This is a genomic window from Rhodococcus sp. MS13 (assembly GCF_013277835.1).
Lineage (GTDB): Bacteria > Actinomycetota > Actinomycetes > Mycobacteriales > Mycobacteriaceae > Rhodococcus_F > Rhodococcus_F erythropolis.
In genome coordinates, this window is the sequence record NZ_VBTL01000002.1 from 475,020 (window position 1) to 490,602 (window position 15,583).

At 62.3% G+C, this 15,583-nt stretch carries 13 protein-coding genes; 9 read left to right on the plus strand and 4 right to left on the minus strand.

Features of this window, described 5'->3' with window-relative positions; genetic code table 11:
- The first annotated feature begins 75 nt into the window (after window positions 1–75).
- From FEZ59_RS04590 to FEZ59_RS04620, 7 genes are all read left to right on the plus strand, one after another.
- The gene (locus FEZ59_RS04590) at window positions 76–921 is read left to right on the plus strand and encodes a M55 family metallopeptidase (RefSeq protein WP_019747026.1); all 846 of its coding nucleotides are present in this window, start codon (window positions 76–78) and stop codon (window positions 919–921) included.
- A 208-nt stretch (window positions 922–1,129) separates the two neighbouring features.
- A complete protein-coding gene (locus FEZ59_RS04595) occupies window positions 1,130–2,410 on the plus strand; it encodes an MFS transporter (RefSeq protein ID WP_097387835.1) in 1,281 nt (426 codons plus the stop codon).
- Between the two features lie 14 nt (window positions 2,411–2,424).
- Window positions 2,425–3,282 (plus strand): tryptophan 2,3-dioxygenase family protein, encoded by an 858-nt coding sequence (locus FEZ59_RS04600; protein ID WP_019747028.1) that lies wholly within the window; start codon window positions 2,425–2,427, stop codon window positions 3,280–3,282.
- A 160-nt stretch (window positions 3,283–3,442) separates the two neighbouring features.
- Complete coding sequence (locus FEZ59_RS04605; RefSeq protein WP_020968524.1) at window positions 3,443–4,537, plus strand: M20 family metallopeptidase; 1,095 nt, start codon at window positions 3,443–3,445, stop codon at window positions 4,535–4,537.
- A gap of 2 nt (window positions 4,538–4,539) precedes the next feature.
- A complete protein-coding gene (locus FEZ59_RS04610; RefSeq protein ID WP_202022460.1) occupies window positions 4,540–5,478 on the plus strand; it encodes a GNAT family N-acetyltransferase in 939 nt (312 codons plus the stop codon).
- Complete coding sequence (menC, locus tag FEZ59_RS04615) at window positions 5,475–6,590, plus strand: o-succinylbenzoate synthase (protein ID WP_133727659.1); 1,116 nt, start codon at window positions 5,475–5,477, stop codon at window positions 6,588–6,590. Before FEZ59_RS04610 ends, menC begins: the two co-directional genes overlap by 4 nt.
- Before the next feature lie 47 nt (window positions 6,591–6,637).
- Complete coding sequence (locus FEZ59_RS04620; protein WP_020968527.1) at window positions 6,638–8,257, plus strand: helix-turn-helix domain-containing protein; 1,620 nt, start codon at window positions 6,638–6,640, stop codon at window positions 8,255–8,257.
- 71 nt (window positions 8,258–8,328) lie between these two features.
- Here the strand turns inward: FEZ59_RS04620 and FEZ59_RS04625 are convergent, their stop codons facing one another.
- The 3 genes from FEZ59_RS04625 to FEZ59_RS04635 form a co-directional block, all read right to left on the minus strand.
- Window positions 8,329–9,225: a serine hydrolase gene (locus tag FEZ59_RS04625; protein WP_172932290.1), complete on the minus strand. Its 897-nt coding sequence runs from the start codon at window positions 9,223–9,225 to the stop codon at window positions 8,329–8,331.
- Between the two features lie 174 nt (window positions 9,226–9,399).
- Window positions 9,400–10,035, minus strand: coding sequence for a ScbR family autoregulator-binding transcription factor (locus FEZ59_RS04630; RefSeq protein WP_172932291.1), 636 nt, complete (start codon window positions 10,033–10,035; stop codon window positions 9,400–9,402).
- A 238-nt stretch (window positions 10,036–10,273) separates the two neighbouring features.
- Window positions 10,274–10,702 carry an HIT family protein gene (locus FEZ59_RS04635; protein ID WP_172932292.1) on the minus strand — a complete coding sequence of 143 codons (429 nt, stop codon included), beginning with the start codon at window positions 10,700–10,702 and terminating at the stop codon, window positions 10,274–10,276.
- A gap of 102 nt (window positions 10,703–10,804) precedes the next feature.
- On the opposite strand from FEZ59_RS04635, the gene FEZ59_RS04640 reads away from it, so the two are divergent.
- Window positions 10,805–12,031 carry a dolichyl-phosphate beta-glucosyltransferase gene (locus FEZ59_RS04640; protein WP_230544140.1) on the plus strand — a complete coding sequence of 409 codons (1,227 nt, stop codon included), beginning with the start codon at window positions 10,805–10,807 and terminating at the stop codon, window positions 12,029–12,031.
- Window positions 12,028–14,178 (plus strand): glycosyltransferase family 39 protein, encoded by a 2,151-nt coding sequence (locus FEZ59_RS04645; protein WP_172932293.1) that lies wholly within the window; start codon window positions 12,028–12,030, stop codon window positions 14,176–14,178. The genes FEZ59_RS04640 and FEZ59_RS04645 overlap by 4 nt, the downstream gene beginning before the upstream one ends.
- An 84-nt stretch (window positions 14,179–14,262) precedes the next feature.
- Here the strand turns inward: FEZ59_RS04645 and FEZ59_RS04650 are convergent, their stop codons facing one another.
- Window positions 14,263–15,561, minus strand: a complete 1,299-nt coding sequence (locus FEZ59_RS04650; protein WP_172932294.1) for an HNH endonuclease signature motif containing protein — start codon at window positions 15,559–15,561, stop codon at window positions 14,263–14,265.
- Window positions 15,562–15,583: the final 22 nt, after the last annotated feature.

The following is a 15,583-nucleotide window of genomic DNA, read 5'->3' on the forward strand; positions in this document are numbered from 1 at the left end:
GAAACGAATGCAGTCGAGTGTGAAGGTGAAAGCGAAGTTATCAATTCAGCCGATTGAGATCGATGGAGGACAGGAATGCACGTCTATATTTCGGTGGACATGGAGGGTATCGCGGGTATCGCGACGCTCGATCAGACGATCCGCGGCGGTGGCGGCTACCACCGTGCGCAGATGCTCATGACCGCCGAGACCAATGCTGCGATCGCCGGTGCGTTCGACGCCGGTGCGACGAGTGTCCTGGTCAACGACAGCCACGGAACGATGGACAACCTGCTTCACGCCGATCTGGATCCACGGGCGCGCCTGATCTTCGGATCACCGAAGATGCAGTGCATGGCTGAAGGAATGACGTCGGATCACGACGTCGCCCTGTTTGTCGGCTATCACGCACCAGCTGGTGGACCCGGTGTCTTGGCGCACACGTTCTCGAGTTTGTTCGCCGACGTCCGCCTCGACGGCAAGTCCGTCTCCGAGACCGACGTCAACACCCTCTACGCTGCCACCCAGGGCGTTCCCGTCGGTCTCGTGACGGGTGACGACATCATCTGTGGCTTGGTGGACGCGGCCTCGCCGACAACCGAGACCGTCGAGGTCAAGAAGGCACACGGATGGTCGGCAACCAATTCGCTGCCGCCGTCGCTGGCGTGCGAGCAGATCCGAGCAGGCGCCGAGCGCGCAGTGCGCAAGGCCGACACGCTGAAGCCGGTCGAGCTGCGTGACGAATGGACCCTCGAGATCGTTCACCCCACCACTACGGGAGCTGAACTCGCCGAGGCTGTTCCCGGCTCACGACGGATTTCGGATCGTACGATTTCGCACACACTCGGCAGCGTCGACGACATTCTCGGCCTGATCACTGTCAATGCTCGGCTTGCAGCCGCAGGCGTCTCGACGATCGTGGCAGTCGCCAATCGCACGTGATGAAGTAGCGACTCCATCGCGAAATGCCGCCGACGCCGTGTGCGTCGGCGGCATTTGTCATCTACTGGGGCAGAACATGTTCCGACCGACCAAACGTTGCTTCAGGTATTGGTGAAACGGACCAATGCGGTAGACATGTTCGCTGTCACACTTCATCAGTCTTTTCAATGTTCTAGTCCATGCGGCACAAGATAATTCGGGAGGCTTGATGAAGGCGGAACGCGTCACGGTGGAAGAATCATCGCGGGGGACCGGCGGTTCGGTTCGAAACATGGTGGACAACAAGTCGATTCGTCGCACAACCACCGTTACGGTGGGGCTGCTCAGTACTATCTGGTTGATCGACATGGTGGATCGCGTCATGATCGGGCTTGCGCTTCCGATGATCGGCGACGAATTCTCGCTCAGCAGTACGCAGTTGGGTGGTGTGGTTTCGGTCTTCGCGATCTTCTACATGCTCGGGCAGGTTCCCGGCGGAATGTTGGCCGACCGCTTCGGACCCAGGCCACTGTTGATCGTCGCTTTGATCCTGTGGTCGGTGTTCACCGCGTTGACCGGGTTCGCGTGGGGTCTCATCTCGCTGATGGTCATGCGTGCGATGTTCGGTATCAGCCAGGGGCTCTTTCCGGCGGCGTCGTTCAAGGCTTTGGCTGAGCGGACGCGTCCGAAAACCAGAGCGACCGCGATGGGTTTCATGCTCGGCGCCAACAACCTCGGCCCCGGCGTCGCACCGCTGATCATCGCGCCGGTCCTCATGGCCGTGGGGTGGCGTGACGCGTTCTGGCTGGTGGCCATCGTCGGCGCTGTGATCGGCACGGTGGTGTGGTTGGTGCTGCCGGCACCGTTGGACACGGACATCTCGGAAGATCCTGAGGCTGCGCTGCAACCTCTGGCGAGCGAGCACTCTCGCGCCGCGGTGTTCAAGTCCGCGTCGGTGTGGAAGTTCGCAATTCTGTTCTGCCTGGCCAACATGTCCGCGTACGGTCTGATGACCTGGGTGCCGAGTTATCTGCTCAACGACAAGGGACTCTCGCTGATCGACACGGGAATCTTTGCCGCGATCCCTTTCATCGTCACGGCGCTGGCCACGATTGTGGGCGGGCGGTTGGTGGACAAGTACTTCCACGACCGGGCTCGGATTCTTCTGGTTCCGTGTATGGCCACGTCGGCAGTCCTGTTGTTCCTGATGACCACCGCTGACACCGTCGCGATGTTCACGTTCTACGAGACGTTGGCTCTAGGCATCAGCGGTCTGTGTTCGATGTCGATCTTCGCGATGCCGTTGCGGGCACTTCCTTCCGAATTCCTCGGTTCCGGAATGGGTTTGATCAACGGTTGTGGTCAGTTCGCCGGTTTCATCACCCCGCTCGTGATGGGATGGATGGTGGACCAGTTCTCGTACATGGCTGCATTCGGAGTCCTGGTCGGAGCGACGAGCGCTGCCGCATTGGTGGCCATGATCGTTCCGCAGACCCCGGCGAAATTCTGAGAAGGAGACTGAAGATGTCGGCAACGGACGGCACACGGAAGATCGAAGACGACGTCGTCACCGATTTTTCCGAGAAGATGAGTTACGGGGCCTACCTCGGACTCGATACCCTCCTGGATTCGCAGCATCCGGTGAGTGAGCCGGAACACCACGACGAACTCTTGTTCATCATTCAGCACCAGACCAGCGAGTTGTGGCTCAAGCTGTTTCTCCACGAGATACGGGCGGCCAGAGCAGCGATCGCTGCCGACGACATTCGGGTCGCATTCAAGCGGATCGCACGCGTCAAACACATCCAGGCCACTCTGACCGAACAGTGGTCCGTGTTGGCGACACTGACGCCGGCGGAGTATGCGGAGTTCAGGGGCGTTCTCGGCAACTCGTCGGGGTTCCAGTCGTACCAGTACCGCGCCGTGGAATTCGTGCTCGGAAACAAGAACGCCGGCATGCTGAAGGTGTTCGAATCGGATCCGTCCGCCCATCGATTGTTGGAGACCCTGCTCGGAGAGCCGACGCTGTACGACGAGTTCTGGCGGTACCTGTCCAGGCAGGGTTACGACGTTCCGGCGTCGGCTCTCGAACGAGACGTCAGCGCGCCCTACGTGCGAAACGACGAGCTGATTCCGCTGGTCAAGGCAATCTACGAGAACGTCGAACAGCACTGGACGGCGTACGAGGCATTCGAGGAGTTGGTCGACCTCGAGGAGAGCTTTCAGCTGTGGCGGTTCCGGCATCTTCGGACTGTGCTGCGGGTGATCGGCATGAAGAAGGGGACCGGCGGTTCGAGTGGTGGTGCCGGGTTCCTGCAACGTGCGCTGGAGTTGAGCTTCTTCCCCGAGCTGTTTGCCGCCCGAACAGAGATCGGTACCTGACACACCTGCTTGATGACACACAGTTGCTTGTCACACCCAGCTGTTCGTGACACACGACGAATCCGAGCCCGAAGGACAGGAGTCTTGGACAAGATCCGACAGGGTCGCTTCGACCAAGCTTGACTGCGAAGTTGCAAGTCGGTGACAGGAGAGCGTCGGAGTGGACAAGAAATCAATGGTGGCGGACCTGGCGGCGCTGGTAACCGCCGAGTCGCCCAGTTCCGACCTCGGCGCAGTCGATGCATGTGCGGACGTGGTGGCCGACATCGGCGAACGCCATCTCGGAAGCGCCCCCGAACGTATCCGTATCGACGGACGCCAGCACTTGCGTTGGTCGTTCGGCGCGGAGCCGAAGGTGATGCTCCTGGGCCATTTCGACACCGTCTGGCCGCTCGGAACGCTCGCGGAGTTGCCCTGGTCGGTCACCGACAACATCGCCACCGGACCCGGAGTCTTCGACATGAAGGCCGGCATCGTCCAGCTCTTCCATGCGCTCGCATCGCTTCCGTCGCTCGACGGGGTGGTCGTGCTCCTCAATTCCGACGAGGAAATCGGCTCCCCGACTTCGCGCGCACTGATCGAGGAGCAAGCCCGTCAGGTCGACGCTGTGCTGGTACTCGAGGCCGCCGCCGACGGCGCGGTGAAGACCGCGCGCAAGGGTATGTCGCTGTACTGCGTCGACATCGAGGGACGCGCTGCACACGCCGGACTGGAACCGGAGCGAGGTGTGAACGCCGTAGTTGAGCTCGCACATCAGATTCAGGCCGTGGTGGAGCTCGCGGACCCGGCGGCGGGAACGTCGGTGGTGCCGTCCGTGATCAGTGGCGGAACCACGACCAATACCGTTGCAGCGCAAGCGCAACTGTGGTGTGACGTTCGCATGTGGTCCGCGAAGGAACAGGAACGCATCGACCGTTCGATCCGTGCGCTGACACCGGCGCTGGCCGAAAGCCGAATCTCGGTGTCCGGAGGACCCAACCGCGGACCACTGGAATCAGTGTCTTCGGAGAAGCTGTACTTTCTCGCTCACCAGGTCAGCAGTGAGAGCGGGTTGGGAATGCTTCGCGACTGCGCAGTCGGCGGTGCGTCGGACGGAAATTTCACTGCCGCAGTCGGAACTCCCACGTTGGACGGCCTCGGTGCCGTCGGCGGTGGTGCCCACGCAGCGACAGAACACGTAGAGATAGATCAGATGATCCCGCGCGCCACCTTGTTGGCCGGTCTGGTGACTCGAATCCTGGAGGGAGGACTGTGACGATGACGTCGCCGAACAATGTCCAACGCAAGACCGTTCAACCATTCGGAGGTGTATCGCCTTCACGGATGCGGCAAGCAATCAGCCAGGCCGAGCAAGCCGCCCTGCTTGCATGTGTGACTATCGAAACCGTCGCCGGGCATGCCGAGTTGGAACAGGTATTCGGTCTGTTCGAGAAGGTATGGCAGCCGGAGAGCGGTAACCCTCCCGTCCATCGGGACATGATGAAAGCGCTCGCGCACTCCGGTAACTACGTCGCCGGCGCTTTTCGTGGCGGAGATCTGATCGGCGGCTCGGTTGCATTCTTCGAGGAACCGCAACATCGTTCGTTGCATTCACACATCACGGGGATCCTGCCGAACGTGCAGAACGGGCACATCGGCCTCGCGTTGAAACTGTTCCAGCGAGCGTGGGCACTGGAACGAGGAATTCTCCACGTGCGGTGGACTTTCGACCCGCTCGTCGCTCGCAATGCCTACTTCAACGTCTCGAAACTCGGTGCGTTCCCGATCCAGTATCTGCCGCGTTTCTACGCGCCGATGAACGACAGTCTCAACGGCGGCGCAGACAGCGACCGATTGCTGATCGACTGGGAAATCGGTAGCAGCAAGGTTTCCGACGTCGTCGCCGGTTCGGGAGAGGTCCCGACTCCCGAGTCGTTGGGAGCGAGCGAACTGTTGTCGATCTCCGAAGCCGGCCTGCCCGTGTTGAAGTCGACCAAGAATCGTTTCGTCACGGTGGCTACACCGAATGACGTGTACACACTGCGTAAGTCGGACCCGGCGGCAGCGAACGACTGGCGCCTGGCAGTCCGCGAGACTCTCGGGGGTGTGCTCGCCGAGAACGGAGTGGTTCTCGCAGTCACCAGGACCGGAAAATATGTACTGGACCGTGCGCCGGGAACACAGGCAGGCAGGACAACAGCGGAGGTTACATCGTGAAGATCGACGGAGTTGAATTACGCCGGGCAGCAATGCCGTTGAAGGCGCCGTTCCGAACCTCGTTCGGCACGGAGACCACCAAGGACGTGTTGTTCGTCAAGGTGGTCACCTCGGAGTCGGCGGGCTGGGGCGAGTGCGTTGCGATGTCCGAGCCTCGCTACTGCTCCGAATACACGGACGGCGCCGCCGAAGTCCTTCGTAAGTTCCTGATTCCGTCTCTGGGCGAACTCACCGATCCCGACGTGCATGCCCTGAGCGCGGCGATGGAACAGTTCGCCGGACACCCCATGGCCAAAGCGGCACTGGAAACCGCATTTCTCGACGCCGAGTTACGGGCCGCCGGGACGAGCATGTCTTCGTACCTGGGTGCAGTAGTCGATCGCGTACCCGCGGGTGTTTCGGTGGGTATCAAGAATTCGATCGACGAACTGCTCGAAGAGGTAGGCGGGTTCCTCGACGCCGGATACCTGCGCATCAAACTGAAGATCGAACCGGGCTGGGACATCGAGCCGGTTCGCGCAGTCCGCGAGAGGTTCGGCGACGACGTACTCCTCCAGGTCGACGCGAACACGGCGTACACCCTGGCTGACGCGCGCCATCTCCAGCGGCTCGACGACTTCGACCTCCTGCTGATCGAGCAGCCGCTTCCCGAAGAGGAACTGCGTGGCCACGCCAGGCTGGCCGAGATGATGCGGACGCCGGTCTGCCTCGACGAGTCGATCACCTCCGCGAAGGTCACTGCCGACGCTCTGGCAATCGGTGCGTGCAGCGTGGTGAACATCAAACCGGGACGTGTGGGCGGTTATCTGGAATCGCGTCGTATCCACGACGTCTGCAAGGCCAACGGAATTGCCGTGTGGTGCGGCGGAATGCTCGAGACCGGAATCGGCAGGGCTGCCAACGTCGCCCTTGCCGCGCTCCCCGGATTTGTCCTACCAGGCGATACGTCGGCTTCCGACCGGTACTTCGCCGAAGACATCACCGAGCCGTTCGTACTCGACAGCGGTTACGTGAAGGTTCCGGAAGGGCCGGGCATCGGCGTCGAACCGATCCCTGACCTGCTCGAAGCAATCACCACGTCGGTCGAATGGATCGGCATGGATCGGCTTTGACGAATCACTATGACACACTTCGTTCACAGGACGAAGGAGTGATAGACGTGGGCACCGTACGACCTCGCATCAGTTTGGTGCGGCTTCTCGAAGACGTGGGAACTACGGTGCTGAATCCGGTTGTCGGCGACCCGGAGGCGGTCCAGGAGATCGCCTCGGTGGTCATTCACGACCCCGACGACGACTCACCCTCGACGCCGGACTCGATGGTGCTGCTCGTCGGCATTACCGGAGGCGAACGTATCGCGGAGTCCGTGGCCGGCCTGGCCGAGCGCGGAGTACGCGTGGTGGTCGCGCGAGTGACCACCGAGGTCAGCGATGCCGACCGTGAATCCATCATCTCCTCCGGCGTTGTCGTATTGACCTTGGCGCGTGGAGTTTCGTGGGTTCAGCTCACAAGCCTGCTTCATTCGGTGCTCTCGGCACGGAACGAAGTCGGGCACATCCACTCGCGCGGAGGTGGACCGGCCGGCGATCTGTTCGCTTTCGCCAACGCCGTCAGCGCACTTCTGGATGCGCCGATCACGATCGAGGACCGAAGCTCACGGGTCATCGCTTTCTCCGGACGTCAGGAAGAAGGTGACGGTCCACGTATCGCGACCGTTCTGGAGCGCCAAGTTCCTGACCAGTACATTCGAGTGCTCGAAGAAGCGGGAGTCTTCGACCGGCTCTATCGCAGCGATGATCCGGTGTGGGTTTCGGCCGAGACCCTCGGCACAAAAATGGGTCGTATCGCCGTGTCCATCAGAGCCGGCGACGAGTTCCTCGGCTCCATGTGGGTGGCAACCGGTGAGCCGATGTCCGAGGACCGGATGCGTGCACTGCGCGATTCGGCCGGGTTGATTGCACTGCAGATGTTGCGGTTGCGCGGCGGCGCCGACGCCGAGCGTCGACTGCGCGCAGACCTGATCGCAACCCTTCTCGACGGTGGATCCGGTGCGGTCGACGCGATGAATCGCCTCGGCCTCGGGACCGGTCCCGCACTCGTGATGGCATTGGGCCGCAGGTCTTTCGAAGGATCGTCGAAGCCGGACGACGCAGCCCATGTGGTGCGGCTGACCGACGCTCTGGCCATGCACCTGGGCGCGGTCCATTCGCAGTCGGCTGCGGCTCTGGTCAACGGAACCGGCTACGCGGTGCTGTCGGTGCGAGGGCATTCCCCGGCAGAAGCCGAGCTACAGGCGTTCCGTGTGGCCTCGGACTTCCTGGACCGAACCGGAGCGTCCGGCGACACGATCATCGGGATCGGCCGGGTCGTGACCAGACCGGCGCAGCTGAGCCGATCGAAGCGCGACGCCGAACATGCCCTCGAAGTGTTGTTGGCGGGACGAGCGTCGGGCAGCGTCGCCACCTTCAGTAGCGTCCACGTCGATGCCATCCTGTTGGAGATCGCGTCGGAAGCTGCAGCCGAAGGGTTCTCGGACCTCGGCCCCATCGAGGCGATCGCCAGCCACGACGCAGCTCATGCGACCTCGTTCGTCGACACCCTCGATGCGTGGCTCAACGCCTTCGGTGACGTCGGTGACGCCGCGGCGTCATTGCACGTACACCCCAACACCTTTCGGTATCGTCTCAGCAAGTTGAAGGGTATGGCCGCGTTGGACCTGGACGATCCCAACGTCCGCTTCCGGTTGATGGTGCATCTTCGTCTGCGCGGTCCACGCTAGCTCGAAATCCGAAAAATGCGGGTCGCACTGATTTCTCAGCGTGACCCGCATTCTTTGTCAGTGGGTTCAGATCAGCTGTTGTTGCGAAGTGCTTCGACAGCGATGCGGCCGACGGTTCCGATGGAGGCGTCGATCTTCGGGGCGCGGTGGGTGAGCTCGTGGGATTTGGTGAAGACACCGACGGCGTAACGCTTGCCGTCCGGGTACGCCACGACGCCGGCTTCGTTTCGTACCAATCCCAGCGTTCCGGTCTTGGCGGCGACAGTGACCTCGTCGGGGAACCCGGACGAAAGGCGGTGCGGCCAGACCTGCTTGCTCATGATGGTTCGGACTTCTTCACAGGCCGATGCGGGGCCGGCTTCGTCCCTCCAGATTGCAGCCAGCAACATTGTGATCTCACGAGGAGCGCTGGAGTTGGAGCGGGCCGGATCCATGACGGAAATTGTCCGAAGAATTTCGATGGGCGGCATTTCCAGCAAGGTGCCCTTGTCGACACCGAGGTCGTCGTAGACCGATTTGAACAGACCACGGCAGTCACGGACCAAGTTGGTCTTCTCCAAACCGAGCCCGCGCAGCGTTGCGACGATGTTGTCGAGTCCGAGGCGTTCGTACAAGAAGTCGGTGGCGGCGTTGTCGCTGAAGCTCATCATGAGCAGAGCGAGATCTCGCCAGCTTGCGGTGACGTCGTCGGCGCAGCCGCCGATACCGATGCCGCCGGAGCGGAACTCGGCGGTCACCGTGGCGTGCTCGGTCGGATCAAGGGTGCCGGCCGCAACTTCACGGGCGTACTGGAGTACAACAGGAATCTTGAAAACGGAGGCGAGGATGACACCTTCGTCAGCGCCGTAGCCGAACTCTTCGCCGGAATCGATGTCGCGTGCGTGGACGAACGCATCGGTCTTCGCTTCGGCGAGTACAGCAGCGATCTCCTGCTGTGCGCTCTCAACGTACGTGGCGGTTTCGGTCATTCGAGAAGCCCTTTCGTCGGTATCCGTATATCTGGGTTATTCGTGGATCTGACGATAGTGAGTCGACGCCGGGGGGTCTTGTACGAATCGACGAAGGTTGGCGCACGGTTCGGTGCTGATACGCCGAATCAACCGATTGTCAGGGTGTTCCGGGGGTCAGGGTGTTTGCGGGGGTCAGGACGCATAATTTTCGAGGCGACGTCCGACCAGTTCGGCGACGTCGGTCCGACGCTTGTCCGAGACCACGCCTGCCAACAGGATGGTGAACAATTCGTCGATACGGTCGTTCAAATCGCTTCGTCTGGTGAGCACGTTCGAAACCAGTTGAACGCCGGTGAATGCCGAGATCGCCACGCGACCCACCGATTCCGGCTCCACGTCGTCGCGGATGTCGCCTTCGAGCTTCGCGGCCTCGGCCAGTTTTCGAAGCTCGCGGATCCACACGACGTACGGGCCTTGCGAACCGTCGGCAGAGGCCAATTCGAGGGTAAGTCGGACTCCCGCACGAACAATCGGGTCCGCGACGAGTTGGCGGCCCATCTCGTGGCACACCATGACGAGCTGCTCCAGTGCCGGTGCGCCCGTGGCTGCAACTGCGGTGAAGGCAGTGATCGACATCTGGTGCTGTTCTTCGATGACCGCCTGAGCCAATTCGTCTTTGGACGAGAAGTGGAAATAGACCGCGCCCTTGGTCATCTGCGCCGCGGACACGATGTCATTCATGCTCGTGCTGCCGTACCCCGTGACTTCGAACCGATCAGCAGCGCCTTGAAGAATCTGTCGGCGACTGATCTTGGCACGTTCCTGCATTGCTCCCTTGTCCTCCGACTGTTAACACGTGAACCAGTTTTAGGGCCCTAGGTCCCGGACCAGCGCCCCACGGTAGCAGCGAATCTCGTGCTCGCGCGACAGCGCGAAACGGACTGTTCGGTGTGCAATCGCAGGTCACGGTCGGTAGGAGCGACAGATGCGACCGCCGCAACCTCCGTTGGAGGCTGCGGCGGGGAGTCCAGCTATCGGCCAGCGAAATTCGGTCGAAGGTACGCGATCAACGAGTCGAGACAGTTGCCTCGAAGCCGAGGTCGCGTAGCGCCGACTTGAGTTTGGTCTGCGCCTCGTCGAGAGATTCGGGTGACGGCGAAGTATCGGCGCCACTGATGTCGAAGTTCCCCATGTCGTATGCGGGGAAGACGTGAACGTGAAGATGCGGAACTTCCAGACCTGCGACGAGGAGACCCGCCCGAGGCGCGTCGAACGCCTTCCGCACAGCCTGACCCAGGGTGCGGGCAACCGCGGTGACCTTGGCGAAGAGTTCAGGATCCACGTCCTGCCACTGATCGACCTCGGCTCGCGGTACCACGAGTACGTGGCCCTGCGTTACCGGCGCGATGGTCAGGAACGCGACAACGTCGTCGTCCTCCCACACGAAACGTCCTGGTAGATCTCCGTTGATGATGGCGCTGAAGACTGAAGGCATACCCCGAGATTAGCCCGCGTCCGGTTGCCAGGAAACTCCCAGGCTGGACGCAGGTTCGTCGGAGCCGGCCCGACAAATCTAGGACGCATGACGACAGAAGCCATGCAGACCGCGGGCAGCACGGACGCAGGGGAGCTTTCCGCGACGACTGTAGTGCTGGACGTGGTCGTCCCGGTATACAACGAAGAGGCCGGCCTCGAGACGTGCGTGCGGCGCCTGCGCCGGCATTTACGCACACAGGTGCCATTCTCTGCACGAATTACCATCGCGGACAACGCCAGTGTCGACGGCACGTTGGCGCTCGCGCGTTCCCTCGCCGAAGAATTCGACGACGTCCGGGTCGTCCACCTGGATGCGAAGGGCCGTGGTCGAGCACTGCGGCAGGTGTGGAGCGACTCCGATGCCGACGTGGTCGCGTACATGGACGTCGACCTCTCCACCGATCTCAATGCCCTGATGCCGTTGATTGCTCCGCTGCTCTCCGGCCACTCGGACATCGCCATCGGTTCCCGGTTGGCACGTTCGTCGCGCGTGGTACGCGGCCCCAAGCGTGAGTTCATCTCACGTAGCTACAACCTCATCCTCCGAAGCGCACTGCATGCTCGCTTCTCCGACGCTCAGTGCGGATTCAAAGCCATGCGAGTCGATGTTGCGCGGCAACTACTTCCGCTGGTGGAGGACACCGGGTGGTTCTTCGACACCGAATTGCTTGTGCTGGCCGAGCGAGCGGGCATGCGGATTCACGAGGTCCCCGTCGACTGGGTGGACGATCCGGACAGTCGGGTTGACATCATTGCCACCGCAGTTGCCGACCTCAAAGGTGTGGTCCGAGTCGGGCGAGCACTGTCGACCGGTTCCCTTCCCTTGGCTGAGCTCAGGGCGAGTTTCGGACGTGAACCACTGGTTCCCGGAGTCCCTCGAGGAATGGTCGGGCAGCTCTCGCGCTTTGCCGTGGTGGGAGTCATTTCGACACTCGCGTACGCACTGCTCTACCTCGCACTGCACTCGGTAATGGGGGCGCAGTGGGCCAACGCCGTCGCATTGCTGGTGACCGCGGTATTCAATACCGCCGCCAATCGAGCCTTCACCTTCGGGATCCGCGGGTCGGAAGGATCCGCCCGTCACCAGATGCAGGGCCTGCTCGTGTTCGGGTTCGGTCTACTGCTCACCAGCGGATCGTTGTTCGTTCTCGACGTCATGGCGCCCGACGCGTCCAAGCACGTGGAGCTTGCCGTGCTCGTCATTGCCAATCTTGTTGCCACAGTGAGCCGATTCATCGCGCTGCGCTGGGTTTTTCGCACTGCACAATCCGTAGGAGCCAATCGATGACCGCCACTGCAGAGACACTCGCCGCGCCGCTGCCGGCGCCGGAACCGCAGCGTCAGGTGCGCTGGGAACCGTGGGCGCTCGGAGTGTTGTTGGTGGGCACCGGAGTCGCCTACATCTGGGGCCTGGGCGCGTCCGGATGGGCCAACTCGTTCTATGCTGCTGCGGTCCAAGCAGGTTCGGTGTCGTGGAAGGCCTTCTTCTTCGGTTCCTCGGATGCTGCCAACTCGATCACCGTCGACAAGCCACCGATGTCCCTGTGGTTGATGTCGCTGTCGGTTCGCATCTTCGGACTCAATTCCTGGGCGATGTTGGTGCCGCAGGCACTCCTCGGGGTCGGATCGGTTGCGCTGTTGTGGGGAACGGTTCGACGGTATTTCGGTGCGGCCGCCGGCCTCCTCGCCGGCTTGGTACTTGCGCTCACACCCGTAGCGGCGCTGATGTTCCGGTTCAACAACCCGGATGCCCTGCTGGTGCTCCTGATGATCGCAGCAGTGTGGGCGATGATGCGCGCCGTGCAGGACGGTCGCACCCGCTGGCTGGTGTTGGTCGGTATCTTCTGCGGATTCGGTTTCCTGACAAAGCAATTACAGGTCATGTTGGTAGTTCCACCGCTGGCGCTCACCTATCTGATCGCCGGACCGCCGAAACTGGGTAAGCGCGTACTCCAACTGTTCGCGGCACTGGGCGGACTGATCGTCTCCGCCGGATGGTGGTTGGCAATCGTCGAACTGTGGCCGGCCGACTCACGTCCGTGGATCGGTGGTTCGCAGAACAATTCGATTCTCGAACTGACACTCGGCTACAACGGGCTCGGACGCTTGAGCGGCAACGAGACCGGAAGCGTCGGCGGCGGCGGAATGCGCGGTGCTGGTGATGCTGCGGCCGGTGCTGCTGCGGGAGGCTTCCCCGGAATGGGCGAGGCCGCAGGCGGTATGGCAGCGGGAGGCATGGCACCAGGTGGTGGCGCCGGTGGCGGTATGTGGGGGAGTACCGGCATTACCCGACTGTTCGAATCTGCCCAGGGCGGACAGATCGCCTGGTTGATTCCTGCTGCACTGATACTTCTGGTGGCTGGAATCGTGCTGCGAGGCAGGGCTCCCCGCGCTGACACACAGCGCGCGTCATTCATCGTCTGGGGACTGTGGCTGTTGGTGACCGGATTGACCTTCAGTTTCATGGCGGGAATCTTCCACGCTTACTACACCGTTGCGCTGGCGCCGGCGATCGCCGCACTGATCGGTTCAGGATCCGTATTCGCTTGGCGTCATCGTGACGTCCTCTGGGTTCGCCTCGTTCTGGCAGTGTCGTTGGCCGCAACCGTCGCGATGGCGTGGGTACTGCTCGGACGCTCGCCTTCGTTCGTACCGTGGCTTCGCTGGGCGATTCTGGTCGTCGGCATCGTCACTGCCGTGGCAGTGCTGATTCCTGCAGTGACGCGAGGTCGATTGGCTGTGGCAGTGATCCTCGCGGCGATCTTCACCGGTCTGGCGGGTCCGACTGCGTACGCGATCGACACGATCAACACTCCGCATACCGGTTCCATAGTTTCGGCCGGACCGAGCGTCGAAGGTGGAATGGGCGGGCCGGGCGGTGGCCGCGGAGGATTCGGCGGATTCGGCGGGACGGCTGACGGCGGGAACCGTCGGACTGACGGGGCAGGGACCGGAACGCCGGGAACGCCCCCTGCCGGAATGGGTCAGATGCCCGGTGGTGCAACAGCTCCGGGTACCACCACATCGACCACCGACGGAACGCGGGGTGCAATGGGCGGCGGCACAGCCGGTGGTTTGCTTCAGGGCAGTACACCGGGAGCCGCGGTCGTGTCCACACTCGAAGAGAACTCCGACCAGTTCACGTGGGTAGCCGCGGCAATCGGGTCCAACAGCGCCTCGGGCTATCAGCTTGCGACGCAGTCACCGGTCATGGCTATCGGAGGGTTCAACGGGAGCGATCCGTCCCCGACGCTCGCGCAGTTCCAGCAGTACGTGTCCGAGGGCAAGATTCACTTCTTCATCGCCGGCGGTGGGATGGGTGGCGGTATGAACGCCGAAGGCACCGCTACCGCCATCTCGACGTGGGTGACCGAAAACTTCACCGCCACAACGGTGGACGGAGTAACCCTCTACGACTTGACGGTTGGGGGCTGACCAACATGAACGCACGCCAGGTCCGCATCGGAGGTGCTCCCCCGATGCGGACCTGGCGTGAAGTTGTATGTCTGAGGTTCGTCCTCAGGTTTTGAAGGTGGTGTTCGCCGGCCGCGGGTGCTGCTGCGGATCGATCGAGGGCGGCGGGATGAACCACGGTTTGTTGTCGACCCCGATCCGGATCACCCATTTCCCGACGAACCCGGCTTTGCGGTGCATCAACCGGTGATGCGAACGGCACAGCAGGACAAGGTTGTTCATCACCGTCGGCCCGCCGTTAGCCCAGTGCCGAATGTGGTGTGCATCCGTCCAGGCGGGCACGCATGTGCAGCCCGGGAAGGCGCAGCCCTTGTCTCTCGCGATCAACGCCACGCGCTGTTCGGCGGACACAAACCGTTTCCCGGGTTTCGCATCGAGCGGAGCCCCGTGACCGTCGAGCAGGACAGTCGAGAGGAAACAGTCGCAGCCGAGGAGTCTGGTCTGCGAGACGGACAGTGGTCCGAGCCAGGGCATGTGCCCGACATCGAGATCCGACACAGTCGCTCCACCATCAGTTGGTGTTGCGGCGCAGTTCCGGTGCTCCGCCAGATCGCGGGCGTTGATGTGCACGTTCACGTGCGGACGCTGACCACCATCCGTACCGGTCTTCGCGCAGTCCAGGTAGCGGCGGATCAGTTCGGTGAACCCGTCCGCGGTCCGCTTCGCTGCCGACCGGGCATCGGGGGTTCCATCGGGTGCCGGGGTGGGCATCGTCAGATTCGACAACGCCGACAACAACATTTCCCCGGTGAGAGCGTCGAAATCTCCGCGCACCACCACCCGACCGTTCAACGTCGACGCGATGCGGAGTTCGTTCCGGTCGTCATCTTCCGCGGGTGGAATCTCGTCGGATTCGAAGATTCGCTCCAAGGTCGCGATCACGCTCCGCACTTTCGTGGTCGTCGTCTCCACTCCGGAAGCGGCAGCGAGCAACAAATCGATACAGCGAGGGAGCGCCTCCTCCGGCATGCCCTTCGGTGGTGATTCGCAGAACGCCACGATCAACACGGCATGATCGAAGGAGCAATCCCCGACATCGAACCGGGCAGCCACCGCCGGAAAAGGCCGCAAAGCTGCACCCAACGCGGCGATCTTCTTTCCGTCCCGAACCTGCAGCATCGTGTTCGCCGCCAACCAGCACCCCACCCCGCGGCTGGCGATCACCTGATCATCGGGACGCATCGACAACTCGTCCACCACCGCCACCCGAACAGCCTCGAGACGCAGAATCTCCGCACTCGCCTCGATAGCAGCAGCACGCAACTCCGCAGCCGTCAACCGCCACAGGCGTCCGCGCAACCCCACCGCAGAACCCGACACCACATCCGACAACAGAACACTCATTGAATCCCCCGATCCCCTCCCC